The sequence below is a fragment of the Actinoplanes sp. ATCC 53533 genome, from assembly GCF_003947245.1.
Genome location: NZ_QHHV01000061.1, coordinates 19,823 through 44,819, shown reverse-complemented (window position 1 = coordinate 44,819; position 24,997 = coordinate 19,823). Strand labels below are relative to the sequence as shown.

Annotated in this window: 26 protein-coding genes and 1 tRNA gene; 23 read left to right on the top strand and 4 right to left on the bottom strand. The window is 71.3% G+C overall.

The annotated features are described in order from the left end of the window. Positions 1–1,005 precede the first annotated feature (1,005 nt). From DMB66_RS21320 to DMB66_RS21265, 12 genes are all read left to right on the top strand, one after another. Positions 1,006–1,938 (top strand): hypothetical protein, encoded by a 933-nt coding sequence (locus DMB66_RS21320; RefSeq protein ID WP_125805871.1) that lies wholly within the window; start codon positions 1,006–1,008, stop codon positions 1,936–1,938. Further along, positions 1,931–2,911, top strand: coding sequence for a TRM11 family methyltransferase (locus DMB66_RS21315; protein WP_125805870.1), 981 nt, complete (start codon positions 1,931–1,933; stop codon positions 2,909–2,911). Before DMB66_RS21320 ends, DMB66_RS21315 begins: the two co-directional genes overlap by 8 nt. Continuing rightward, positions 2,908–3,810, top strand: a complete 903-nt coding sequence (locus DMB66_RS21310; protein WP_125805869.1) for a hypothetical protein — start codon at positions 2,908–2,910, stop codon at positions 3,808–3,810. Before DMB66_RS21315 ends, DMB66_RS21310 begins: the two co-directional genes overlap by 4 nt. Beyond that, positions 3,807–4,385 (top strand): DNA cytosine methyltransferase, encoded by a 579-nt coding sequence (locus DMB66_RS21305; RefSeq protein WP_233624742.1) that lies wholly within the window; start codon positions 3,807–3,809, stop codon positions 4,383–4,385. Before DMB66_RS21310 ends, DMB66_RS21305 begins: the two co-directional genes overlap by 4 nt. A 16-nt stretch (positions 4,386–4,401) precedes the next feature. Further along, on the top strand, positions 4,402–5,388 hold the full coding sequence (locus DMB66_RS63875) for a hypothetical protein (protein WP_233624741.1): 987 nt from the start codon (positions 4,402–4,404) through the stop codon (positions 5,386–5,388). Next, positions 5,378–6,556 carry a site-specific DNA-methyltransferase gene (locus tag DMB66_RS21295; RefSeq protein WP_125805868.1) on the top strand — a complete coding sequence of 393 codons (1,179 nt, stop codon included), beginning with the start codon at positions 5,378–5,380 and terminating at the stop codon, positions 6,554–6,556. Before DMB66_RS63875 ends, DMB66_RS21295 begins: the two co-directional genes overlap by 11 nt. Beyond that, entirely contained in the window at positions 6,553–7,002 is a 450-nt protein-coding gene (locus DMB66_RS21290; RefSeq protein WP_125805867.1) for an XF1762 family protein, read from the top strand. Before DMB66_RS21295 ends, DMB66_RS21290 begins: the two co-directional genes overlap by 4 nt. A 130-nt stretch (positions 7,003–7,132) precedes the next feature. Continuing rightward, a complete protein-coding gene (locus tag DMB66_RS21285) occupies positions 7,133–7,777 on the top strand; it encodes a hypothetical protein (RefSeq protein ID WP_125805866.1) in 645 nt (214 codons plus the stop codon). Positions 7,778–7,836: 59 nt separating this feature from the next. Next, positions 7,837–8,463 carry a hypothetical protein gene (locus DMB66_RS21280; RefSeq protein WP_125805865.1) on the top strand — a complete coding sequence of 209 codons (627 nt, stop codon included), beginning with the start codon at positions 7,837–7,839 and terminating at the stop codon, positions 8,461–8,463. A gap of 93 nt (positions 8,464–8,556) precedes the next feature. After that, positions 8,557–9,234: a VUT family protein gene (locus tag DMB66_RS21275; RefSeq protein ID WP_199752547.1), complete on the top strand. Its 678-nt coding sequence runs from the start codon at positions 8,557–8,559 to the stop codon at positions 9,232–9,234. After that, entirely contained in the window at positions 9,194–9,832 is a 639-nt protein-coding gene (locus DMB66_RS21270; protein ID WP_199752546.1) for a hypothetical protein, read from the top strand. Before DMB66_RS21275 ends, DMB66_RS21270 begins: the two co-directional genes overlap by 41 nt. Positions 9,833–9,849: 17 nt before the next feature. Then, complete coding sequence (locus tag DMB66_RS21265; protein ID WP_125805864.1) at positions 9,850–10,296, top strand: hypothetical protein; 447 nt, start codon at positions 9,850–9,852, stop codon at positions 10,294–10,296. Between the two features lie 168 nt (positions 10,297–10,464). On the opposite strand, the gene DMB66_RS21260 is transcribed toward DMB66_RS21265, so the two are convergent. Next, on the bottom strand, positions 10,465–10,887 hold the full coding sequence (locus DMB66_RS21260) for a hypothetical protein (protein ID WP_125805863.1): 423 nt from the start codon (positions 10,885–10,887) through the stop codon (positions 10,465–10,467). Between the two features lie 516 nt (positions 10,888–11,403). Between DMB66_RS21260 and DMB66_RS21255 the strand changes: the two genes are divergently transcribed. From DMB66_RS21255 to DMB66_RS21230, 6 genes are all read left to right on the top strand, one after another. Further along, entirely contained in the window at positions 11,404–11,703 is a 300-nt protein-coding gene (locus DMB66_RS21255) for a helix-turn-helix domain-containing protein (protein WP_233624740.1), read from the top strand. Between the two features lie 85 nt (positions 11,704–11,788). Beyond that, a complete protein-coding gene (xerC, locus tag DMB66_RS21250; RefSeq protein WP_125805862.1) occupies positions 11,789–13,267 on the top strand; it encodes a tyrosine recombinase XerC in 1,479 nt (492 codons plus the stop codon). A 165-nt stretch (positions 13,268–13,432) separates the two neighbouring features. Continuing rightward, positions 13,433–14,845 carry an IS21 family transposase gene (istA, locus tag DMB66_RS21245; RefSeq protein ID WP_125805861.1) on the top strand — a complete coding sequence of 471 codons (1,413 nt, stop codon included), beginning with the start codon at positions 13,433–13,435 and terminating at the stop codon, positions 14,843–14,845. After that, complete coding sequence (gene istB, locus DMB66_RS21240; protein WP_125805860.1) at positions 14,842–15,603, top strand: IS21-like element helper ATPase IstB; 762 nt, start codon at positions 14,842–14,844, stop codon at positions 15,601–15,603. Before istA ends, istB begins: the two co-directional genes overlap by 4 nt. Positions 15,604–15,627: 24 nt before the next feature. Beyond that, positions 15,628–15,864 (top strand): hypothetical protein, encoded by a 237-nt coding sequence (locus DMB66_RS21235; RefSeq protein ID WP_125805859.1) that lies wholly within the window; start codon positions 15,628–15,630, stop codon positions 15,862–15,864. A 222-nt stretch (positions 15,865–16,086) separates the two neighbouring features. Further along, on the top strand, positions 16,087–17,127 hold the full coding sequence (locus DMB66_RS21230; RefSeq protein WP_125805858.1) for a phosphotransferase: 1,041 nt from the start codon (positions 16,087–16,089) through the stop codon (positions 17,125–17,127). Positions 17,128–17,246: 119 nt separating this feature from the next. Here the strand turns inward: DMB66_RS21230 and DMB66_RS21225 are convergent, their stop codons facing one another. Continuing rightward, positions 17,247–17,783 (bottom strand): hypothetical protein, encoded by a 537-nt coding sequence (locus tag DMB66_RS21225; protein ID WP_125805857.1) that lies wholly within the window; start codon positions 17,781–17,783, stop codon positions 17,247–17,249. A 300-nt stretch (positions 17,784–18,083) separates the two neighbouring features. Next, positions 18,084–18,155, bottom strand: a tRNA-Lys gene (locus tag DMB66_RS21220). 389 nt (positions 18,156–18,544) lie between these two features. Here DMB66_RS21220 and DMB66_RS21215 point away from each other — a divergent pair. The 4 genes from DMB66_RS21215 (at position 18,545) to DMB66_RS21205 (ending at position 21,618) form a co-directional block, all read left to right on the top strand. After that, on the top strand, positions 18,545–19,543 hold the full coding sequence (locus tag DMB66_RS21215; RefSeq protein WP_125805856.1) for a hypothetical protein: 999 nt from the start codon (positions 18,545–18,547) through the stop codon (positions 19,541–19,543). Between the two features lie 462 nt (positions 19,544–20,005). After that, positions 20,006–20,146 (top strand): hypothetical protein, encoded by a 141-nt coding sequence (locus tag DMB66_RS61280; protein WP_158647310.1) that lies wholly within the window; start codon positions 20,006–20,008, stop codon positions 20,144–20,146. Next, a complete protein-coding gene (gene tmk, locus DMB66_RS21210; RefSeq protein ID WP_125805855.1) occupies positions 20,143–20,733 on the top strand; it encodes a dTMP kinase in 591 nt (196 codons plus the stop codon). The genes DMB66_RS61280 and tmk overlap by 4 nt, the downstream gene beginning before the upstream one ends. A 231-nt stretch (positions 20,734–20,964) precedes the next feature. After that, entirely contained in the window at positions 20,965–21,618 is a 654-nt protein-coding gene (locus DMB66_RS21205; protein WP_125805854.1) for an HAD family hydrolase, read from the top strand. Here the strand turns inward: DMB66_RS21205 and DMB66_RS21200 are convergent. Further along, on the bottom strand, positions 21,566–23,002 hold the full coding sequence (locus tag DMB66_RS21200) for a helix-turn-helix transcriptional regulator (protein ID WP_125805853.1): 1,437 nt from the start codon (positions 23,000–23,002) through the stop codon (positions 21,566–21,568). The two genes, DMB66_RS21205 and DMB66_RS21200, sit on opposite strands and share 53 nt — an antisense overlap. A 1,403-nt stretch (positions 23,003–24,405) precedes the next feature. Here DMB66_RS21200 and DMB66_RS21195 point away from each other — a divergent pair. Continuing rightward, positions 24,406–24,909 (top strand): hypothetical protein, encoded by a 504-nt coding sequence (locus DMB66_RS21195; protein ID WP_125805852.1) that lies wholly within the window; start codon positions 24,406–24,408, stop codon positions 24,907–24,909. Positions 24,910–24,997 lie beyond the last annotated feature (88 nt).

The following is a 24,997-nucleotide window of genomic DNA, read 5'->3' as shown; positions in this document are numbered from 1 at the left end:
GTCAGGAATAGATATCTGACAGGGCATCGACTGTCAGGAATGTGTTCGTCGTGGAGAAGCGGCCCTGAGCTGCACTGTCAGACATCCAGCGCCAGCTCACATGACCGACGGCGCGAGCGGACGCCGGCGCCGCGAACACACGAAACAGCGGATCAAGCAGAGCGACGGAATACGCCAACCCGCCCACCGCTCGATCTGGCAAAGCTCTGACAACCCGCCGAGTCAGACCGCGAGCACCGGGCACCTTCCGATGCGTCGGGCCCCAGCGGCGGACGGCAGCGGCGCCGCGCGGTTCGGCCCAGCCCGCCTGGGCACTGTGCCCGTGGCGTAGGGCCCAGGCCGTTGGCGGCCGGCGCGGTCGGTGCGGCGGGCGCTGCAGGGCCCGCCAAGCCTGCCGACTGCCACGGCTCTGCCGAACCGCCGGGCACCTGCCGAAACCGCCGGGCCGATCCCGAACCGCCGCGGCACTGCCGAAGTGCCGCGGCGGCCACTGCCGACGGTGTCGACCTGCCGGACCGTGAAGCGCCGAAACGCCGAACTGCCGGACCGCTGCGCGGGGCGCCCGAGTGCCGAGTGTCGCAAACCGCGAAGTGCCGAGTGCCGAACTGCCGCGGGTGCCGCCGGCGCCGAACTGCCGCAGCGCCGCGACACCTCGCCGTCGCAGGCGCCGGGACGGCGCCGACGGGATCCGGGCCGGATTCGCCGTACGGCCGGCACACCCGGCGCACGCCGCGCCGAGCACGCAGTGTGACCGACACGCGATGCCCCGAACGTGACCGGCTGGTCCGGCAGCGCGCTCGACCGTTCACTGGCCGAGCCGGACTGCGGGCCCGTGCCCGCCGCTCGCCTGAAGAGATATCGGTCCATACCCGGGCTGTCATGGCCTTTCAGGCGCACTGTCAGACACGAATCGTGCTTGTCAGATCCGAGGGGTGTTCGCCAGGCCTGACAAACCCCGGTTGGTGGGTGTCAGCGCATCACGGCGCGGCGCGGAGCCGACACCGCATGAGTCGATCCACACCGCACACCCCCCAGCCCGACGGCGACCCGGCCCTGCCCGGCGCCGACCCGACCCTCCTGGTTGATCTGGTCGCCGGCGACCCGCCGGTACCGATCACCGTGTGGCGCACCGCCCGTACCGGCGACGCGCCCACCACCACCGTCCCTACCCGTCTGGCCTACCGCCTGGTCGCCGCGTACAGCCGGCCCGGCGAAGCGGTCGTCGACCTCACCGACGGCCACGCCCTGACCGCCGCCTGCCAGCGCGGCGGACGCTCGCACCACCCGGCGTGGTTCACCGACGCCGCCTCGCTGATCATCGGCCCGGCCACCTCGCCGCCGGGCACCGACCCCGACGACGAGATCGACACCGACCTCGACGACCCGGACGGGCCGGAGCCGCCCGACCTGGCGGCCTGGTTCGGCGACGACCTCACCGACCCCGCTCTTCCGCCGGCCGGCCCGCCGGTGGCCGCCCTGGCCCCGGACGCCAGCGTCGCCGGCGTCACCAGCCTGGTGGTCGCCTGCTGGCCCCTCGACGCGTCGGGGGACGCGGCCAACCGGGTCCGGCTCGCCTGGCTGCTCACCGCCTGCAAGCGGCTGCTGCGCCCGGGCGGCTGCCTCGTCATCGTGGTCGGCACCCCGGTCGGCAGGCCCGCCACTCCGGAGGACTTCCGTCCCCTGGTCGCGGCGGCCTCCGCCGCCGGGCTCGGCTACCTGCAGCACATCGTGGCGGTCGCGGCCGACACCGACGGCGACCAGTTCACCTACTTCGCCACCGACGAGGAGCTCCTCGCCCTCGCCGCCGGCGAAGACGGCCAGCGGTGGGCGGTCGCGCACGTGCGCGTGCACGCCGACTGCTTCGTGTTCAGCCAGACCACCAAGCCGACCACTAAGCCGGCACCGCGCCGGCGTCGGGGTGGTGACGCCGATGCCTAGGCCCACCACGCTGCTCGCGGCACCCGACCCGGACGACAACGACCGCACCCCGCACACCGCGACGGGCGGCACCGGCCGCGGCGCACGCCGCGACGTCGCCGCCGAGCCGGGCCAGCTGTCGGTCTGGGCGACCGCCCAGTCCACCGGTCCGGTGCAGCGCCGCGGCCGGTACGTGCCGGACTCGGTCAAGCACCCGGCCCGGATGCTGCCGGCGATCGCCGCGCACGCCATCAGCGCCTACACCGAGCCCGGCGATCTGGTCCTCGACCCGATGTGCGGCATCGGCACCACCCTGGTCGAGGCCGTCCACCTCGGACGCGACGCCATCGGCGTCGAGTACGAGTCCCGGTGGTCCGACATCGCGGACGCCAACGTCGCCCATGCCCAACGGCGGGGCGCCTCCGGGCGGGCGTCGGTAGTGCGCGGCGACGCCACCCGCATCACCAGCCTGCTCCCGGGCGCCCTGGCCGGCCGCGCGTCGCTGGTGGTGACCTCGCCGCCGTACGGGCCGACCGTGCACGGCCTGGTCCGGCCCGAGGCCGGCACCGGGGTGCACAAGTCCGACAACACCTACAACGACGGTACCGACAAGGGCAACCTCGCCTACCGGGACCTGCCCGGTTTGGCCGACGGCTTCGCCGAGATCCTCGCCGGCTGCGCCACCCTGCTCAAACCCGGCGGGGTGGTCGTGGTGACCGCCCGGCCGTGGCGCAAGCGCGGCGAACTGGTCGACCTGCCGTCCGCCGTGATCGGTGCCGGGATCGCTGCCGGGCTGGTCCCGGTCGAGCGGTGCGTGGCGCTGCTCGCCGCGGTCCGCGGCGGGCGTCTGATCGCGCGGCCGAGCTTCTTCCAGCTCTCCGCCGTCCGCAAGGCCCGCCAGGCGGGGGTGCCGATGCACCTGATCGCCCACGAGGACGTGATCGTCCTGGCCCGACCGCTCCCCCAGCCCCCGGGGGAGGGGGATGCCGGGTGACCGAACCGACGATTCGACTTCTGTCGCTGGGTGCCGGGGTACAAAGCTCCACCGCTTTGCTGCTGGCCGCCAACGGGAAGATCCCCAAGTTCGACGCGGCCGTCTTCTCGGACACCGGTTGGGAGCCGCAGTCAGTTTACCGGCATCTCGACCGGCTGACCGACATCGCGCACCGTGCCGGCATTCCGGTGGTGCGGGTCGCCAACGGCGACATCCGCGCCGACGCCCTCGACCCGGCCCACCGATTCGCCAGTATGCCCCTGTTCACTTTGGGGCCGAACGGCGAGCGGGGCATGGCCCGACGGCAATGCACCAACGAGTATAAGATCACACCGATCAAGCGGGAGGTCCGCCGCCGGCTCGGCTACCCGCACCCGATCCGCGTTCCGGACGGGGTGCACGCCGAGGTCGCGATCGGCATCTCCCTCGATGAAGTCGGTCGGGCGCGGGACTCCGACGTGCGGTACATGCGGCACGTCTTCCCGCTGCTTGACCTGAAGTGGCGGCGCGAGGACTGCGTCGCCTACCTCACCGAACACGGGCTGGGCGACACCCCCAAGTCGAGCTGTGTCGGGTGCCCGTTCCACGACGACGGGTTCTGGGCCGACCTCAAAGCCGGCAGCCCGACCGAGTGGGCGGACGCCGTCGCCTTCGACACGGCGATCCGGCATGGGTCGGCGCGTGCCAACGCCGATGGGCAACCGCTGCGAGGCGAGTACTTCCTGCACGCGCAGCGGGTGCCCCTCGACCAGGTGGTCTTGCGTCCCCGTCGCCGGGGCTCGCCCGACGACACACCGGGGTGCGGGCCGTTCACCTGCCCGCACCCCGGCGAGCCGGTCGACCCGGATCCGCCGGCTACCGCCGACGCGGGCGCGACGGCCGGGCGGGAGGTGGCGTGAGTAGTGCCGACCAAGCCGATCTCGACGCCGACCGATCCGGCGACGGAGTGCGCGTCGGGTCGCTGTGCACCGGTTTCGGCGGGCTCGACCTTGCCGTCGACCTGGTGCTCGGCGGCCGGCTCGCCTGGTACGCCGAGACCGACCCGCACGCCAACACCGTGCTCACCCACCACTGGCCTGAGGTCACCAACCTCGGCGACATCCGCACCGTCGACTGGAGCACCGTCGCACCGGTCGACATCGTCACCGCAGGTTTCCCGTGCCAGGACATCTCCAACGCCGGGAAACGCGCCGGCATCACCGGCGCCCACAGCGGACTGTGGACCGCCGTCGCCGCCGCCGTTCGCGCGCTTCGACCGCCGCTCGTCTATCTGGAAAACGTGGCCGCGCTCCGGCGGCGCGGCCTCGACGTCGTCCACGCCGACCTGGCCGCGATCGGGTACGACACGAGCTGGCTATGCCTACGCGCATCCGACATCGGAGCCGCCCACCGACGCGACCGGCTGTTCCTGCTGGCCGTCCGGGCCGACCTGCTCACCGCCGATGCCCACGCTGCCGACGCCGTGCGCCCGTGACGGCAAAGGCCCCGGCATGCCCCGCAGCCTGCCGGACCTCATCGAACCCGGCGGCAGCCGACACGTCCTGCTGCCGACCCCCACCGCGGCCAGCGCCGGCTCCAACCGGTCGCCGTCGCCGGGGGCGACCCGCAGGCCGAGCCTGCCCCAGCTGGTCCGGGAACAGCTCACCGGTGCCAGCCTGTTGCCGACTCCGACCGCCGGCGGCGGCACCGGCTATATGAGCGGAGCCAACCGCGATACGTGGCGGCCCACCCTCGAATCCGCCGTGCGGGGGTACGAGCCCACCCGGGGCGGCAAGCCCGACCAACCGACCGCACTGCTGCCGACGCCGACAGTCGCGGACTCGCGGTCCTCGGCGAATGCCACCGCCGGGCGGACCAAACCCATGATCGGGCACCTCGGTCACACCCTGACCGACGCCACCCGTCTGCTGCCCACCCCCCGGGCCAGCGACACCGGCACTCCCGGCCGGCGCGCCGGGAAAGGGTTCCGGCCCCCGCTATCGCAGGTGCTGCTGCCCACCCCACGCGCCACCGACGGCGCCAAGGGCTGCCCCGGACAGCGCGGCTCCCACGGCGACCTGACCCTGCCGTCCGCCGCCGTGCGGGTACGCACGTTGCCGACACCACGCGCCTCGGACGGACACGGACTGTGCCGCCACGGCGACGGCGGCGCCGACCTCACCACCGCGATGGCCGACCTGGGCACCGTCGATGAGGGACGGTGGGGCGACTACGCCGCCGCGGTCGCCCGCTGGGAGGCGCTACTCGGCCGGCCGGTCCCGGAACCGACCCAGCCCGGCAAGCACGGCCGGCCCGTGCTGGCCCCACCGTTCGTCGAGTGGCTCATGGGCCTGGAACAGGGCTGGGTCACCGACCTGGGACTGCCCCGCACCCTCGCGTTGCGGGTGCTCGGCAACGGCGTCGTCCACCAGCAGGCGGCAGCCGCGTTGCGGCTGCTGCTCTGCCCCCACCGGTGGGCGGTGGCCGATGACCGGTAAGCCACTGCCTCCGCCGTCCAGCCTGGACGGCTACCGCCACCGGCGGCGCGGGCCGGTCGAGCTGTACCTGGGCGACGCCGCCCAGGTACTGGCCGCCATGCCCGACGACAGCGTCGACTGCCTGGTCACCTCGCCCCCGTTCTGGGGTCTTCGGGACTACGGCACCGGTGCCTGGCACGGCGGCGACCCCGGCTGCCCACACCGGCTCGGCGCCATCCGCCGCGCCGACGGGGTCACCTGCCCGGCCTGCCAGGCCCGCTGGATCGACCCCCAGTACGGCCTCGAAGCCGGCCTGGACGACTACCTCGACCACCTGGTCGCGGTGTTCGACCAGGCCCGCCGGGCCCTCGCCCCGACCGGAACGTGCTGGGTGAACCTCGGCGACAGCTACAGCGCCGGCACCCGGCTCGCCTACGACACCACCGGAGGAATCGCCGGTGACCGCCGGCTGCCGGCCGGCCGAAGACCCGCCCTGCTGCCCGCGAAGAACCTGATCGGGGTGCCGTGGCGGGCCGCGTTCGCCATCCAGAGCTCTGGATGGATCTTGCGGAACGCGGTGGTGTGGGCGAAGTCGAACCCGATGCCGGAGTCGGTGCGTGACCGGATGTCGGCGACCTACGAACTGCTGTTCCTGTTCACCAAGTCGCCGAAGTACTTCTTCGATCTCGACCCCATCCGCATCCCGCTCGCCCGGCCGGAGGCCGTCGACGGCACCCGGATCATCGGCGGCAGCCACAAGGGACGCACCGGTGGGGTCGACGCCACCCGACGCCGTCGAGGCGCCAGCAGATACGGCGCTCCGGGAAAACACGCCGGGGAACTGGCGGCGGGGGCCGGGTCGGGCAACCTGCGCCCGGTCGGGCACGCCCACACCGCGGCCCACTCGGCCGGGCGCAACCCCGGCGATGTGTGGCGTATCGCCACTCGCCCGTACCGGGGCTCGCACGTCGCCCCGTTCCCGCTCGACCTGCCGCTGCGGGCGATCGCCGCGGGCTGTCCCGAGGGTGGCCTGGTCGTGGACCCGTTCTGCGGTGCCGGCACCACCGGTTTGGCGGCGCTGCAACTCGGGCGCCGGTTCGCCGGCATCGACGTCAGCGCCGCTTTTCTCGACGAGACGCTGACCCGGCTCACCCCGCACCTGCCCGACCTCGGGCAGGCGGCCGGGTGAGCCTGCGGACCGTGCCGGTGACCTTCGCCGAGGCCTGCCAGTTCGTGGCCGACTGGCACCGCCACCACCGGCCACCGCGCGGGCACAAGTTCTCCATCGGCGTCGCCGACGGCGAGGTTCTCGTCGGGGTGGCCATCGTCGGCCGGCCGGTCGCCCGCCTTCTCGACGACGGCCAGACCCTTGAAGTCACCCGGGTCACCACTGACGGGCACCGCAACGCCTGCTCCCTGCTGTACGCGGCAGCATGGCAGGCCGCCAAAGCCCTCGGCTACCGCCGACTGATCACCTACACCCAGGACGGCGAGAGCGGCGCGAGCCTGCGTGCGGCCGGGTGGCGCATCGTCGCCGCGCGGCCACCCGCGCCCGGCTGGAGCCGGCCCAGCCGACCCCGGGAAGCCCACGGCACCGCCGGCATCGCCCGACAGCGGTGGCACGCCCCTACCTGACGCCCCACCAGCCATCCCTCGGGAGCCGGGCCCGGCGGCGTCGTCGCGGCCCGCACCGACCCGCGACGACGCCGCCGGCCGGTCGGCCCCGTCGCCTGTCCGCCCAACCCTCAGATCAAGGAGGAATGCCATGCCCACCACCGACGCCAACCGCATCCCGGCGCCGACAACGGATGCGACCGCCGCGCACCACGGTGACAAGGACGACACGCCCTGGTCGTTCCCGGTCACGATCGTGCGTCCGGCCACCACACCGCTCCCACCGCTGACCGCGGTGCAGCGCGACCGGCGCCGCGCCGCCAGCAGACTGGCCGCCGAACTCACCGACACCACCCCGCGGAGGCGCAGGCGGGTCCGGCACCCGGATTTCAACGCGGCGAACTGCCTTCTGCCATGGCCGGTGACCGGCAGGCAGATCATCCACGACGCGCCCCACGTCGCCGCCGCACCACCACCCGGCGCCGTGCAGGTCGGCACCGACGACCACCGCCGGCCAGTCGCGGTGGTGCTGCACGCCGACCGGTGGAGCCTCGTCCTGCACGCCGCCCGGATCCGCACCTACGGCTGGCAACCGCCGATGAGCTGGGTGTTCCTCGACCGCCCCGACGACCCCGACTGGTACGACGAATTCGGCGTCGACTACCTCACCGACAGCTTCGACCCGGTCTACGGCGTCGACACCGTCGAGTGGACGCACATGGTCACCACCGTGCTCGCCCTCACCACCGCGCCAGCTCACGCCACCCGGCCGCCGCACGCCGCCCACCGAGCCTGATCCGCCCCGCCCCGCCCCGATCCACACATACACACCCGAGCCCGAGCAGGAGGCCACCAATGATCCCGACCCTCACTGACCACAACACCACCGTGATACCAGCCGCCTCGAGCGGCGCGGACGACATCGCGGTCGCAGCCGGGATCCGCGTCGCCGTACGCCAACTCGTGAACCGCCGCGTCGTCACCGGCGCGGTCGCCAACGACGCTCTCGCCGCGCTGGGGATCACGCCCCTACGCGACCGGTTCATCGTCGGCATGCGGCTGCCGGTCACCGTCACCGTCGCCGCCCACACCCCGGCCCGTGCCCAGCTCACCGCAGCCGGACTCATCGTGGCCGCGGTACGGCCCGTGCGCGTCGGATACCTGCGCACCCGCTCTGCACGGCAAGTCCCGGCTCGGCGTCCCGCCGCCGAATCGGTAACCGCGAGCCGGGTCATCCACATCGCCCGCAACCCGTGGTTACCGACCCAGCCGTTGCACACCATCGCCGCCACGGTCCTGCTCAGTGTCACCCTCACCGCCGCCGACCGCGACAGCGCCCGGATCGACGCCCACCGGCAGCTCAGCGCCGCACTGCGCACCCTGCCGCCGTCGGACGTACACCTGCACGCTGACGCGCTGACCAAGAGCTCGGTCCGCAACCTCGGACCCGAACCGATCCCCGCCACCCGGCACGGCCGCTGAACCTCCCGCCGCCGCGCGCTACCCCCAGATCACCAACACGGACCCCCGCAGCAGCGGCGGGTCCGTCCCCTTTTCACGAGACGAGGCATCTCCATGACCGGCCCCACCACACCACTGACAGCATCCACTGAGCCGGCCCACCTCCACCCGCACGGCGACCCGACCCAGGCTCGATCGACCCGGCTCCGGCGGGAGCCGGCCCGCCGCGCCCGTCACCGCCGGCCGTCCTGGCTGCGCCGCCACCGGCACACCGGCACGGCGGCGGTGGCGATGCTGGCCTTCGCCGGCGGCGTCGTCGCCGCGAATGGGCTCACCGCGCGCTTCGGGCTCGTCCCGGTCGGCTTCGGCCTGACCGCCACCGCCGGCACCGTCGTCGCCGGCTTGACCTTGTTTGCCCGGGACTGGGTCCACGACGTCGTCGGACGCCGCGCGGTCCTGGCCTGTATCGCCGTCGGCGCGTTCCTCAGCGCTGTGCTGGCCGGACCCGCACTCGCGGTCGCCTCCGCGGCAGCGTTCACGCTGTCGGAACTGGCCGACCTGCTGGTGTACCAGCCGCTGCGCCGCCGCGGGTTCCTGCGCGCGGTGCTGGCCTCCAATATGGTCGGCGCCCCGCTGGACACCATCGTGTTCCTCGCCCTGGCCGGTTTCCCGGTCTGGTCGGCGCTGCCCGGCCAGCTGTGGGTCAAAGCCTGGGCCACCCTGATACCCGTCGCCGCCGTGCTGGCCGCCCGTGCGCTATTACGCCACCGCCTCCGGCCCGCTCGTCCGTGACGCGATGCGCGCCGGCCAGCTCGGCATGATCGCCACCCCGGCCGCCGGGAACACGGTGCCCGACGGCGTGGACTGGTGCGCCGACAACTCCTGCTTTACTCCGGGCCGCTACCCGGGTGACGAGAAGTATCTGGCCTGGCTGGCCCGGCACGCCGCTCACGCGGCGCGGTGCGCGTTCGCGACGGCCCCGGACGTCGTTGGCGACGCTGCCGCCACGCTGGCCCGTTCGGTGCCGATGCTGCCCCGCGTCCGCGCCGCCGGCTACCGCGCCGCCCTCGTCGCGCAGGACGGCCTTGAACACCAACCGGTGCCTTGGGATTTGACCGACGCGTTGTTTCTGGGCGGGACCACCGCCTGGAAGCTCAGTTCGGCTGCTGCCGCCTTGGCGGCCGAAGCCCGCGCGCGGGGCCTTTTCGTCCACATGGGCCGGGTGAATTCGCTCAGTCGGATGCGTTACGCCGCCTCCATCGGCTGCCACTCGGTGGACGGTACGCACCTGACCTACGGACCTCGCCGCAAGCTACCCGAGTTACTGGGCTGGCTCCAGACCCTCACGCGGGAAACCATCGCGCCAGATGACTTGCACTCAACCCAGTGATGGACATGGATTGGGTCATGGCTGACACCAACGGCGGACGCGGCAACCCAGGCATGTCAGGACCGGTGCGCGCTGAGGCCGACAGGCCCACCGTGGAATCACTGGCATCGATCGGCCCGGCAGCCGCTCCCGCAGCCGCCGACGCAGGCGATTGCGGGGAGCATCCCGGAATTGTCATTCGGCAGGGACCCACCGGCCCGCGCGCGGCACTGTGCGACGGTCCAGACGTCTGGGAAGTCATCGTGGCCATGCATGCCGTCCACGACGAAGATCCTGCCCGGCAGGGGGAGCGCCTGCGTAGCGAGCTTTGCATCGTCACTGGGCTGACGGTCGTCCAGGTGTCTGCCGTTCTGGATTACTACGCCGCGTATCCCAAGGACGTCGACGAGCGGATCGCTGCCAACGACGAAGCTGCCCAGCGAGCGCAGCGGCCACCTGCGGTCGGCGGGCTGCCGGCCGGTTGACGTTCCTGTTTCGCCGTCTGTAGCAGGGCAAGGCAGAACTTCCACCAAGGTTGGATACCCGAGCACCGTGCACGTGTTGAGCCGCAGCCTACGGCTGCGGCTCAACACGTGCTTGCCCGGCGATTGCGACCTCGGGGCAAAACCTCGCCCATGTCGATGGGCGGGCCGTTACCTGATCAGCGCCGCTACCTCCGGCTGCGTCAGTTCGGGCTCGGCCATGTCGTCGAGCGCCAGATGGTGCCGGGCGTCGCTCAGCGCGCTCCGGGCCTGGCCGAGCAGATCACCTGCCCGCTCGACGGCCTTACGACCTTCGCCGGAGTAATCGCCCACGTATAGCTTCAGGTCAGAACTGATCCGAGCGAGCGTGGCGACGGTGTCCTCCACCGCTCCGACCGCCATGATCGCCGGATAACAGCCGTTGGCCTGCATGGCGCGGTAGGTCGTCCGCGCCGCGGTAACCAGGCCCATCAACGCGGCCGGCACGACCTCGGTGTCCTCCGGGTCGATACCGACCGTGTCCGACGCCGGGTCCAGATCCGGTCCGGTGTCGGTCGGGTCGGTACGGGGCGGCGGTGACGCGCAGTCCGTCACAGGGTCCTCCTTGTCGTCGATCGACGGGCGGCGTTTGCCGCGTGGCCGGTGCCGAACCGTTTCCGACGCGGACACATGAACCCTCACCTCGCCGCACAGGGCAAGTGCCCGCGACACCCGCTGTGCCCAGACCCCTGCTGCCGGTCCACACGGATCGGCGGCGGCGCATCCGCCACCCGACGCAGCGTCGGACACGACTCCCGCCCCACCGAAGCCGCGTCACCTCGCTGCGGCGGCTGCGGCGCGCCGCCGCGATCGGCTGCCACTCGGCCGACGGCACCCCACCTGGTGTTCGACCTTCGCCGCAAGCTGCCCGAGCTGCTGTCCTGGCTCGACCGGGCCAACTAGCCCGGTGGTGCCCTGCCCCGCAGGCGGGTCCTGGTCCCGCACAGGACTGCGGCACCGCATCTGCGCGGCAGCGCGCCGTCTTCCCGGCGGGCGGCGTCGCCTCGCAGGGCCGGCGGCTTCCCAGCTTTCCCCTTATCACCTCCCACGTCCTGGAAGGACCGCTTTGCCATGACCATGCCCGGCCACGACCTGCACCCGCACACCAGCGATCAGCCCGCCGACGACACGACCTGGACCCTCGACCGGATCCGTGCCCTCGGACTGGTCACCGACATCGCCACCGCAGCGCGGATCTTCGGGCTGTCCCGCGCCGCCGCCTACGACCTCGCCAAACGGGAGCAGTTCCCGGTCGCCGTGCTGAAGTTCGGCAGCCGCTACCGCGTCCCGGTCGCGGCGATCCTCCAAGCCCTGCACCTGCCCGCCGCCGATGACGTACAACCGCCCGACCCTGCCCCGCCGGCGACTTGATCTGTTCGCGAAGGCACGCGTCGATCACCCATGTGAAATCCGCAGCCACGGGCTGCCCCATAACCCCTTGAGGAGCCACACCACCATGGCGGAAGGATCCATCCAAAAAATCTGCACCTGCCGCGACGCCGCCGGCAGGAAGCTGGGCCAGAACTGCCCCCAGCTGCGCCGGGCCGGAGGTACCTGGAACTCCCACCACGGAAAGTGGGGATACCAACTCGAACTACCGAAGAGGCTCGACGGCTCCCGTCGGTCACCGCTGCGCCGCTACACCTTCGACGGCCGTGACGACGCCGCCAACGACCGCAACCAGGCCATCGCTCTGCTGGCGCTCGCCGGCGACGACACCGCCCTCGCGACCGAGATCGCGGACCTGCTCAAGCAGGTCAAGGCCGGAGCGCCGCTGCCCGACCGTGACGCCATCGCCAAGCGGGTCAACGCCGGCCTGCCGGCCACCGTCGACATGACCGTGGCGGAGTACCTACCGCAGTGGCTGGAGTCTCGGCGCAGCATCGAGCCGGGCACCAAACGGGCCTACGGCTGCCACATCCGCGTGCACCTCGTTCCGCACCTCGGTGGGATCCCGCTGGTGAAGCTGCGGGTCGAGCACATCGCGGCGATGTTCACCGCGATCGCCGATTTCAACATCGCCGTCGAGATCGCCCGGCAAAGTGAGGACCCGGTGATTCGCGCCACCGTCAGAGCGGTTCGGACCACCGGCCCCACGACCATGCAACGCATCCGCGCCACCCTGCGCAAAGCCCTCAACGACGCGATCAGCCGCAACAACAACCGGTTGATCGACTTCAACCCGGCCGCGCACGTCGAATTGCCGTCCGCCACGCAGCACAAGCCTCGGGTATGGACCGCCAGGGCCGTCGCTCGGTGGCGCGAGACCGGGGAGAAGCCCAGCCCGGTCATGGTGTGGACCCCCGAGCAGGCCGGAGAGTTCCTCGACTTCGCCCAGGACCACGACATCGCCCTCTATCCCGTGTTCGTGGGCATCATGCACCGCGGGATGCGCCGCGGCGAAGCGCTCGGGCTGCGCGACACCACCGTCGACCTCGACGACGCCCTCGCGACAGTCGACCTGCAGCGCACCACCGACGGATACGACCCGGTCGACAAAAAGGTCAAATCTGAGTCCGGGAACAGGACCTTCGCGCTGGACAGCTTCACCGTCGCCGCATGGCGCTCCTACCTCGCCCGCCGTGCCCGCTGGCAGCTGGTCTGCGGCAGCAAGTGGCCGGACACCGGGTTCTTCTTCGTCCAGCCCAACGGCGAGAAGTGGCACCCGGACGCCGTCACGAAGGCCTTCGACCGTCTCGTGCGCGACGCCGGGCTCCCCCCGATCCGGCTCCACGACCTGCGCCACTGCGCCGCCACGTTCCTGAAGGCATCCGGCGCCGACCTCACCGACGTCAAGGAACTCCTCGGGCACTCCACCATCACCGTCACCAGTAACACCTACACCAGCGTCATCGTCGAACTCGAAAGCGAGCGCGCCAAGGCCGAGGCCGCCGCGGCCCTGGTTCCCCGCCGCCGACGGCCTCGGGCGGCCTGACCGGCGGGATGTCAACGTCCGGCGAGCCGTAGGCCGCTTGTCGGGGTACGCGTGAATGTGCCCAGCCACGTACGGATGAACGTGCCCAGGTCCGGGGGTTCAAGGGGTGCGGGTTGGATGAAACTTCGTCCTGTTTGAGATGGTTTAGGGGCGGAGGGTTGCGGTGTGGTGCTGGACGCGGAGCGGTGGCTGGAGCTGCGCCGGTTCCGGGCGCTGCGTGACGCGGGGCTGAGCATCTCCGAGATCGCCCGGGAGACCGGGCTGCACCGGCGGACCGTGCGCAAGTACCTGAATGCCGAGCTGGGGCAGACGCCGCAGCGGGCGGCGCGACCGCGGCGGCCGCTGGCGGTGGACGCGTTCGCGCACGTGATCGACGCGTGGCTGCGGGCGGAGCTGCTGCTTAAAGGCACCGTGATCCACGAACGCCTGGTCGAGCAGTACGGATTCGCCGGGAACTATCAGCGGGTGAAGCTGTATCTGCAGGAAGCCCGGCCGCGGATCGCCGCCGAGCTCGGGATCGCCCCGGACCAGCTGGCCGGGCTGCATCGCCGGTTCGAGGTCGTCCCGGGCGCGCAGGCCCAAGTCGACTGGGGCGACGAGGGCGGCATCCTGGCCCATGTCGGGGTCGCGAAGGTCTACTCGTTTCACATGGTGCTGTCGTACTCGCGGGATCCGTTCTGCTGTTTCACCACCAGCCAGGACCTGGCCGCGTTCTGGGGCTGCCATCGGCGGGCGTTCGCGCATTTCGGCGGGGTGCCCGGCTCGATCGTCTACGACCGGACCAAGACCGTGGTCCGCCGGCACGTCGCCCCGGGTCTGGCGGTGCCGCTGCATCCGGAGGCGGTCGGCTTCGCCGGGCACTACGACTTCGACATCGACGTGCTGGCCGCCTACCGGCCGACCGGGAAAGGCCGGGTGGAACGGCAGGTCACCATCGTGCGTGATCACGTCCTGGCCGGCCGCGGGTTCGCCTCGATCGAACAGATGGACGCCGCGTTCCTCGCGTGGGTGCCGGACCGGCGCTCGCGCACGCACCGCACCCACGGTGAGGTCATCGGGGTGCGGGCGGCCCGTGACCACGCCGCGCTGCGGCCGATACCGAACCGGCCGTACGTGGTCACCGACCGGCACCTGCGGCACGTCGGTAAGGACTGCCTGGTCGCCTACGCCGGGAACCTGTATTCGGTGCCGGCCCGTCGGGTCCGGCACCGGCAACTGGTCGAGATCCGCGCGAGCGCCGCCACGATCACCATCCACGCCACCACGCCCGCAGCCGGCGAGGACACGCTGCTGGCCAGCCATCCGCGCGCGGTCGGCCGCGGCGCCCGCGTCGTCGACGAAACGCACTGGGACGGGCTGCCTGACGGGCACACCCGTGCGGTCACCACCGGCGACACGCTGCCGCAACCACGCCTGCGGGACCGGCCCGGCGGCAGCCCGCTGCAGGCTCTGCTCACCCGGGCCGCCGCCGCGCAGGTCACTGTCGCCGCCCGCCCGCTGTCGGTCTATGACCAGATCGCCGGCACGAGTCCGTTCACACCTGCCCGCACCAACCATTTGAAGGACGTTTCGAAGTGACTGAGCTGGTCACCAGCCGCATCCAGGCCAGCGCCACCAAGCTCGGCCTGCCGCACCTGTCCGGCACCTTGCACGAGCTGGCCAAACGCGCTGACGCCGACGCGATGAGCTATCTCGACTTCCTCGATCTGGTCCTGCAGGAAGAACTCGCCGTCCGCGACGACCGGCGCTTCCGCGCCGGGCTGCGCCTGTCGAAGCTGCCGCACCACAAGACCCTCGAGGACTACGACTTCAGCTTCCAACCCGAGCTGGACCCCCGCAAGATCCGCGACCTGGCCACGCTCGCGTTCGTCCAGGCCCACGCGAACGTCGCCCTGCTGGGGCCGCCCGGCGTCGGCAAGACCCACGTCGCCGTCGCCCTGGCCGTCGCGGCCTGCCGGGCCGGGTTCACCGTCTACTTCACCACCCTCGACGACATGGTCCGCCACCTCAAAGCCGCCGACGCGATCGGACGCCTGGCCCGCAAGCTGCAGACCTACCTACGCCCGAACGTCCTGGTGATCGACGAAGTGGGCTACCAGCCGCTGGAACGCGCCGAGGCAAACCTGGTCTTCCAGGTCATCTCGAAGCGGTACGAGAAGGGCTCGACCTTGCTCACCTCGAACAAAAGCTTCGGCGAATGGGGCCAGGTCTTCGGCGACGAGGTCCTGGCTACCGCCATCCTCGACCGACTGCTGCACCACTGCGACGTCGTCGCGATCAACGGACCCAGCTACCGCCTCAAGAACCGCCTCGCCGCCCTCGAGAACGTCGCCTAACCCGACCGGCAAGCGAGACAACCCATGCCCGCCCGCCGCGCCCAGCACGAGCAAGACCTCGAGCAACTCCTCGAAATCTGCGAACAATTCTTCGGTCACGCCGGCCCGGCAACCCGCCACCAGGTCGACACCCTCCTGCAGGCCCACGGCATCCACGGCGGACCGGGCTGGCTCATCGACATGCTCGCCTTCGCCCGCTACCGCCTACAACACCCCCACCTCAACGACCTGGACCAGGGCATCCCTGCCAACGGCGACTGACACCCACCACCCTCACCCACGATTCAAGATCAACATCTGGGCACGTTCACGCGTACCTACCTGGGCACATTCACCGGTACGCCGACACCGCTCGGCTCGTCGACCCCGGAAGTGCCGACACCACCCACCTGTAGCCAGACCCTCGACCGGTCGCCCCCCACGACCGTAGGGATCGCGGTGTGGCTCGCGGTCGCGGGCCAGCGCGGCTGGTATGGGTTGGTGATGCGGTCCCATTCCGCCCACCCGGCCGGCGCGCCGACGCCGAACCAGAGCACTTTGCAGCAGGTGGCCGACGCCTTCGGGCTCGGCCTGGTCGTCAGCGCCGACGAGGTCACCGAGGGCCTCATGAACCGCAACTGGCGAGTCACCACGACGCTCGGCGAGTGGGCGATCAAGCAGGTCCTCGACGTCGATGCCGCCGCCGCCCGCCGCCAGCACCGCGCCACCGCAGCGCTGGCCCGCCTCGGCCTGCCCGTACCAGTCCCGGTCATCGCCGACGACGACAGCGTGGTCATCGTCGACGGCGCGGTCTACGCGGTCCTGCCCTGGGCCAACGGCGTTCACCGCCACGGTCTGACCCTGACCATGGACGAAGCCGCCGCGCTGGGCGAGTTGCTGGCCCGCCTGCACACCGCCCTCGCCGAGATCATGCCCCTGGCCCCGCACCACCTCATGGTCTCGGTGACCGACGTGGCGACAGCCCACGCGAAGATCGACCGATACCTGAATCTGATCACCGAGCGGCCCGATCGCGACGACTTCGACCGCTACGCCGAGACGCAACTGCACCACCGCCGCCGCCTGCTCGAGCAGACGGCGGATCTCCGCCCCGCCGCAGTGATACCGGTCGAGCCCTGCGGATACACCCACGGCGACTTCCAATACCTCAATCTCTTGTGGAACCGGGGATCCGTGTCGGCCGTGCTCGACTGGGATCGCCTCGACGTCCGGCCCCTGGGGCTGGAGATCGCCCGCTCCGCGACACTGCTGTTCGGTCACGGCGACGAGCGCGGACTGGACCTCGACCGCATCGCCGCGTTCAGCACCGGCTATCGCCAACGCCGCCCCGTCGCCGACACCGGCCTGGCCGACGCGGTCCACCGGCTGTGGTGGGAACGCGTCAGCAACGACCTGTGGCAGCTACGGCTGCACTACGACCGGGCCGACACGTCCTGCGACCACCTGTTCACCTCGGCGTCGGCCCTGCTGGCCTGGTGGACCACCCACCGCGACGCGGTCACCGCCGCGTTCACCAGGAGCTGAACCACACCACCCGCCGGCCGCGCGGCCCGCGTTCAGCCAACGGAAGATGCTCGGTGCCCGGATGGCCGGCGCTGCTGAACTGTCGGCGATCGTTCCCGCCGTGGCAAGCCACGTGCTGATCAGTATGAGGCGGCGCCCGATCGCCGCGGCGACAGGCGCCAGCCGTCGAAAGCGGGGACACGGGCGTGATCGGGTAGCCCGTCACGTAGGAGCGCCAGGCCCGCCGGGTGCGGGTGCAGCAGCGAGGATTCCGCGACGCTGGACCGGTAGGCGGAAGTGACCGCGATGCCGACGTAGACGGCGCCGAGACCGGGCGGCCAGGTCGGGTCGAGGACGATAGCGGTACCGGTCAGGCACCACGCGTGCTCGACCCCGAACGGCACCCGGGCGGTAGCGGCGTATCCCTCCGCGTAGATCAGGCCATCGTCGCGTGACCAAGAGCTGGCGTTGGAGAAACAGCGTCCCGAGGGTCCACGCCGATGATGGCCGACGACGTCGGTGGTCGGGGCGGTGCCCACGACGCCCTCGGCCAGGACGAGTTCCGCGAACGATCGGTACCGCCACGTCGCGGCTGACGGCGGTGCCTGCTGCGACGCCAGGCGTGCGGCGACGGTCAACGGCGCCAGCACCGCGTCCAGGGCGCCCTCATCGCTCACGACACCGGAGCCTACCGCCCGGCGTCGGCCCGGACCGCGTGGCACGGGCGGCCGAGCGACCGTGGCAGTCTCGGCCTGGTCCACCGCCAGCGTCGACTGGGCGACGACGTGCCGATCCAGGTTGCGGCGCGGGACGAGGTCGCCGCTCGAACGGTCGCGGGCGGGCTTCACCGCAGACCGTCCCGGCGAGACCCGCCCGGTGGAAGGTCTTTCGCCGCCGGAGCACCGTGAACAGCTACGCCCATCGACACTCGCCAATTAGATGCACCCCTATATTTGCAGGTCAGGGGGCATTTTTTGTGGGCCGCCGGGGATTCGAACCCCGAACCTATGGATTAAAAGTCCACAGCTCTGCCATTGAGCTAGCAGCCCGCCGCCACAAGGCTACCCGAGCCGCCGCCGGTCCGGCGCGCGGCTTTCCCGACACGCTCTCGTGGCAGCTCATCGTTGTCACGGTGCGCCGTCTGCTGCAGTGTCGGAACGCGGACCGCACCGTTGCCGCGCTGAGGATGGAACCTCCGTCCGATTCTGCGCTCGCCTACGCTGTTCACGCTGGCGGCTGGCTTGCCGGCTCGGCGGCGTCGCCTCCTACACATCGTCCTTGTCCCGATTGGAAGCGGTTGCCATCCGGTATGGGACGTGATCACGCTGCGTCGCCTCGCCCGGCTGTATGACGAACCGGAACACGTGCTCGGCCTGGCATCCCCGCATGAGCTCGGCGACGGGTTTACCCTGGCGGCAATCGACGGAGGGCCAAAACCGTGCGCCGACGTAACTTCATCGCAGGTTCGGCCGCGGTCGGCATGTCGGCGATGCTGCCCCGGCCGGCCGCCGCAGTGCGCGGCGACACGATCGAGGATGTGCTGTTCGGCACGACCACCGCCGAGCCTCTGCCGGCGAGCCAGCTGGCTGCGCAGATCACCGCTGCCCGCGCCGACTACCGGGCCGCCCGCTATACCCGGCTCGCCCGCCGACTGCCGAACCTGCTCGCCCACGCCGTCGCCAGCCGGGCCGTCGCCGGTGCCGACGACCAGGCCGCCGCGGCAAGCCGGCTCGCTCAGGCGTACGGCGTCGCCAGCCAGCTATCGATCAAAATGCACGACAACGGAACGGCGCGCGCGACCGCCAACCGTGCAGTGCAGGCCGCCACCGCCGGCACCGACCCTCTCGTCCTGGCGGAGAGCCACCGGCTCGCCGCCACCGCGCTGCGACGCACCGATCATGGCGACGCCGCTCAGCGGCTCGTACTCGATGCCGCCGAACAGCTGCGCATCACCACGGCGCTGCCCGACCCGGACCACCACGCCCTGTATGGGCAACTGCTCGCGGTGGCCTCTTATACGGCGGCGATCCGCAATGACCGAGACGCCGCATGGACCCTGCTCGGCGAGGCCGAAACGCCGGCCCGTGCCGCCGGCCTGGGTGACCGTTTCAACAGCACCGAAGTCGCGGTCTACCGGATCAGCGTCGCCCGCGTGCTCGGCGACTACGGCACCGCCGTCGACTACGCCCGCAAGGTCGATCCACGCCGCATCATTGCCCCGGAACGACGCGCCCGATATTGGGAAGACACCGCCCTCGCCCTGCACGGCCGCGGCCGGCCCGCTGGCGCCTTCGATGCGCTGCGCGCCGCCGAGCGGGACGTACCCGAGGAAGTCCAGCACCGGCCGTGGGCACAACAGCTCACCCAGCACCTGCTGTCCAGCAGCACCAGCCTGCCCGGCCTACGCGATCTCGCCTCACGGATCGGCATCGCCTGAGCCAGATAGGCGCCGGCGTCGTCCAGCGAGGTGTTGCGCGCTCGGGCACGCCGGTGGCGGCTCGCCGGCCGTTCCCGGCGCATCGCCCTGGCCGGTGCGTGGATGCTCACGGTCGGCCGGACCGCACGTCGCCGACGGGCACGACGCCGACCTCCGCCGGCTCCGCGCCCGGACGCGTTGCCCAGGAGATTCCAAGGGGAGTGCGATGCGGCCGAACCCTGTGGACCTCAGGCGCCTCGGGGCGGCCAGCGGTGTTGTCAGGGAATTGTCAGTCCTGCACGTGGTGGCTATCCGACATCCGGGCCGGTGACCTTAACTCGGTGGTGTTCCCGTTCGAGAACCTCGGCGTCTGAGGGTCCTGGTCGGCGCGATTTCGCCATCTCGGCCGTCGTATCCGCCGAGATGGCATTGCGATCTCGCCATCGCCAACACGACCCGCTATGGGCCGGCAAGGAGTACCTGGTGTCCCAGCCGATGATCGTCGACAGCTGCAGCGGTGACCGGTTCGCGAGGGCCGGCACCCGGCTGCGGCCGGTGGCCGCCGTCCGCGGCGCGCGGCAGGTGCCTGCGTGGCTGCTGAACGTCGCCGCAGCTCGATCATGACTAGTCTGTTCATCGCGGTCGAAGGGCCGCACGGGGTCGGTAAGACCACGGTCGCGGGCCTGCTGGCCACTCGCCTGGGCAAGCGCACCGGACGGCACGTTCACCTGACCAGCGAACCCACCCACGGTCCGCTCGGACGGCTGCTGCGCGCGTCTGATGCCGTGCTGCAGGGCCGACCGCTCGCGCTCGCTGTGGCCGCGGACCGCGCCGCTCACGTGGAGACGGAGATCATCGCCGAGCTGGACAAGGGCCACCATGTGGTCACCGACCGATATGTCCAGTCGTCGCTGGTCCTGCAGCGCCTGGACGGGATCGACCTGGACGAGGTCTGGGCCTACAACCAGTACGTCCTGCCCGCCACAAGCATCTACCTCGAGGACGATCCGGAGGTGATGGCCGGCAGACTCCAGCAGCGCACGTCACGCAACCGGTTGGAGGTTCTCGGTGGCCCGCACCGGGAATTGAAGCTGTACCGCGAGGCACGCGAGTTCCTGACCACCGAGGACTGGCCGCAGTACGTGATCGACTGCTGCGGCAAGGACCCGGACCACATCGTCACCGCGATCCTCGACTGCCTGCGGGTGTGATCCTCGGACCGAACAGATCGCCGGCCTGCGCCGATCCTTCCTGCCCGGCCGACGCGCCCCGGCGCGGTTGCGCGGCGGGCAATGGCTCGAGGTGGATGCGGCGGCTACGAACTCGGCTGCCCCCGCCCGCGTCCGGTTGGGCGCCGGTCCGGTCTGCCCGCCTCGCCGTCGGACGACAAATCCCGTTACCGTCTTGCGAGCAGGTGACGGGCTCAGTGGGACGAGGCGGCGATGTTCCGGTCTGTGGTGTTCGATATCGGTGAGACGATTCTCGACGACACGCGCGAGTTCGCGGCGTGGGCCGACTGGATCGGGGTGCCAAGGCACACTTTCTCGGCGCTGCTCGGCATCGTGGTGGCCCAAGGCCGCAACAACGCGGAGACGTTTCAGTACTTCCGGCCCGGTTTCGACATGGAGACCGAACGCGGGCGCCGGGAGGCGTCCGGCGTCGGGGAACAGATCAGCCAGGACGATCTCTATCCGGATGTGCGGCCTGCCCTGGCCGAGCTGCGGACACGCGGTCTGTGGGTCGGCCTGGCCGGCAACCAGACCGTCCGCGCGGCGTCGCTGCTGCGGCAGCTCGACCTGCCGGTCCACGAGATCGCCACGTCGGGCGAGTGGCAGGTGGCCAAACCCGACCGGCTGTTCTTCGAACGGGTCACCGCCTGGGCGCCCGGCCACGCGCAGGAGATTGCCTATGTCGGCGACCACCGCGACTACGACATCGTGGCCGCACGGGCCGCCGGCCTGCAGCCGGTGCTGATCCGACGCGGCCCCTGGGGTCACCTCTGGGCCGACGACCCGGTCACGACCGCGAACGCGTTCGGCGTGATCAGCTCGTTGACGGAACTGCCCGACCTGCTGCGGCCGGCACCGGTGAGTTGACGCCGGCGCCCGCGCCGATCCACTGCCGCAACTGCCGCACCCGCGGGTCCTGGCCGAGCCGGCCGCGGGTCAGCCCGTCGAGGGTTTCGCGCACCTGCGGGTGATCATGCACGTGCTCGGGGGCGATCGCCCGCGCGGTCCACAGCGCGTCCCGGGCCCGCTCCGGCGACTCGACCATCGCGCATGCTCGGGAGAGGTCGATGTAGAAGTGCGACCGGCGTTCAGCGGGCAGGTCGGTGGGTGGTTGCCACCGCGCCGCGACGGTGAGCGCGGCGTCGGGATTGCCGCCGTCGACGGCCAGGGCGACCTCGTGGATGCGTACCGACGCCGGGCCGAACACCGTGCCGGCATAAACGCCGTCGGGCAGGCCATGCGCCCAGCAGCCGGCCTCCAGCAGATGATCGTTGGCTTTCGCGAGCGTGCCGGCCCGCGCGGCGAGGACCGCGGCGCGCATGTGCAAGGCGCCGTACGCCGCCGCCGCGCCGGCCCCGGCTTCGGGCATGACCCGCAGCGAGGCCCGTTCCAGCATGCGGCGTCCGACCTCGTGCTGCCCGTTGGCGAAAAACGTCTCCGCCCGCACGTAGGCGGCAGCGGCGATGGCCAGCTCGTCGCCGGACTCGGTCGCTGCGTCCAGCATCAGGCCGATGATGCGCGCCGACAGGTCGTAGTAGCCGAACTTGTCCGCCACCGCGTCCGCGGCCCGGTACGCCTGCACGAGCAGATCGGCCACCATGGTCCTACGCTGCCCGACGGTCGAGTCCAGCGCCCGGTGCAACTCCGGCAGCAGGTCCGCAAGCCGGACGGCGAGCCGCCCGTAGCGCGACTGCAGCCGCATCCGCACGAGCGCCGCGACGTCCTCGCGCAACACCGGAATCGCGCGGACCGGGCCGTCCTGCGGCACGTCGTGGGCATCCAGCACACACCGCAGCGCCGGGATCTGCCGACGAACCGCGTCCCCGATGGTGACCGGACCGCTGGATCGCACGCCCGCACCGGGCCTCGCCGATCCGGCACCCGGTATCCCACCGCTCGCCGACGTCGCGGCGACGAGGTCCGGCCCGGCCTGCACAGATTCCGGCCCCGAGCTGGCGGCACCACCGTCGGGCTGCAGGTAGCCGGACTCCCGGTCATGGCGCCGCTGCAGGATCCGGACTCGCTCGTACCCGTCGAGCAGCACGCCGTCCGCACGCACGATGCCCTCGCACCGCGTCCAGAAGTCCCGGGTGCCGGACTGGCGGCCCCGTTCCACGTTGGCGACCGTGCTGCGCGAGGTTACAACCTGCCGCGCAAGGTCCACCTGGTTCAGTCCCGCAGCATGGCGCAACGCCGCAAGCCGTTGACCGAGGGCGAGCCTGGCGTCAGCGAGGTCCTCAGGGGTGATCATGTAAGCCGCCGTCCCGAATGGTCTTTCCGGTAAACGCGCAAACGGCAGTGTACCGGGCAGTCACCGACCATCGAACCGCACAGAACCCGGCGCAACGGGCGCTTGCCGCACTCCACCGGGCTGCCGAGCGCGGTCGAGGGCAGCCCGAACGAGTGACTCGAAGGCTCGTGCGACGCACCGCGCCGGCCCGCCGAGCGACCTGACCAACCCCTGAGGACAGGCCCTGCTGCGGGGCTGGATCCTCGATCCCGACGTGTTGCTCGACTTCGAGGAAGACGCCCGCGTGCTCGATCTCATCGAGAGGCGTATCGACCGTCGGCGCCCCTGAAGTCCAGCCGACCGGAGTACGCCTGACCCGTCCTGGTGAACCCGGAACCCGCAGGACGACGCCGCGCGCCGAGAGCCCGTCGACAGGCTGCGGGTGTGGTCGACCTGACACTTGGCCTCGACCTTCTGAGCGGTACCAGCGCCGGGCCGATCCACGCCGTGACCCGGCCGAGTCGCCCAGCGAGCACCTGTCCGGCCGTCGCCCCGCCCACGCGGCGCCTGGCGCCGGGCTCGGTCTGTCGGAGATTTGTCAACGGTGTTGTCGACCCCTCGCCGACACCGCGCGACGCGGGTTCCCCTTGGGAAACGTGGCGCACACACGGACGGGGCAGCCCACCGCAAACAGAGCGCCAGCCGCGGCACGGAACCTTCACGGAGTACGCAATGACTGATGCGAGTTCGGCGCCGCGCGACGAGCGCAGGCTGACCTACCACGAGGCAGTACAGAACTGGAACGATCATCAACCCGATCGCGCCTGGGTCGAGTGCGGAATTCAGTGGCCTCCGCTGACCATCGCCCGACCTCATTGCCTCGCCGCTGGGTGTGGGCTGTCGTGGCCGTGCCCGCCGGCATTGGCGGCCGACACCTGGCTCTCGCAGCACGAAGCGACACGGTCAGGCGCCGCAGCGGCCTGACGAGCGCGCGGCCTCAGCACGGTAGGCCGGTCTTGCTCAGCGACACCGTATCGAGGGCGCACGGGTCAGCCCTCTGACGCCGGAACCGCAAGGACCCTCCCGCCCGCGAATTGAGCTCTCACTACCGTGCGTGACGGCACCCCCTCGGCCCTTTCCAGCAGGCTGCAGCCAATTGCGCCGCGCCTCCGATTGCGCGAGGCCAGCTCGCCGAACTGCGTAACCCACAGTGATGTCAATGAATTGTCGGAGCGTCGCGTTCCCTATGGCCGACATCACCCCTGGTCGATTTGAGTGTAAGACGTTCAGTCGGCGCGTCGACCTCTGTTCACCGTTCGGTGTTTCCCGGGTGAGACAGCCAACAGCCACGACGTTGCCGAGGCGTCAACCGTCCTAGAGGAGGTGTAGTGATCCAGGTTGAGCGTGCTGCTCCCCTCGGTGGCGTGAGACGCCAATCGGCGGCCTCGCCTCCGTTCGGCCCTCGCATCGGCACCCCACCGGGCGGCCGGCCGGCGGTGCCGCTGATCGGTATCGCGGCGACCCGCAGCGGCGCCGATCTACCGGCTCAGGCGGGTGAGCGACGTTCCCGTGCCTTGGGCGGCTACGCCTCCAGAGATATCCGCAAGGCGCGCTTGGTGTGCTGCGACGTCAACAGCGGTGCAGCGCCCCGCTGGCCGGGCGAGGCGGAGACGGTGCTGGCTGCGTACCCGATCGACTGCCTCACGCTCTCCCGTGCCACAACGCCGGCCACGAGCAGTCCCGTCCGACCCACCGAGCTGCCCGCCGTGTTCGAGCAAGCAGCCGCACCGTTGATCCTGAGTGCCGCCGCAGAGGTGGCCAGGCCGTTCGACGACGGGAAGTTCTTGCGGCACGCCACCCGGCTCCGCCGGTGGCCGCAGCTGCAGGCCCTCGTGTCCGGCGGGGCTGGAACGGGCAAGCTGCCGTGATCCTCGCCGCCCCAGGGCCCGCGACAGTGTCCAGAGTGTCCACAAAGGACCATGAGCTTCTGCTCTGGGGCCAGGGCCTCGCGGAGTT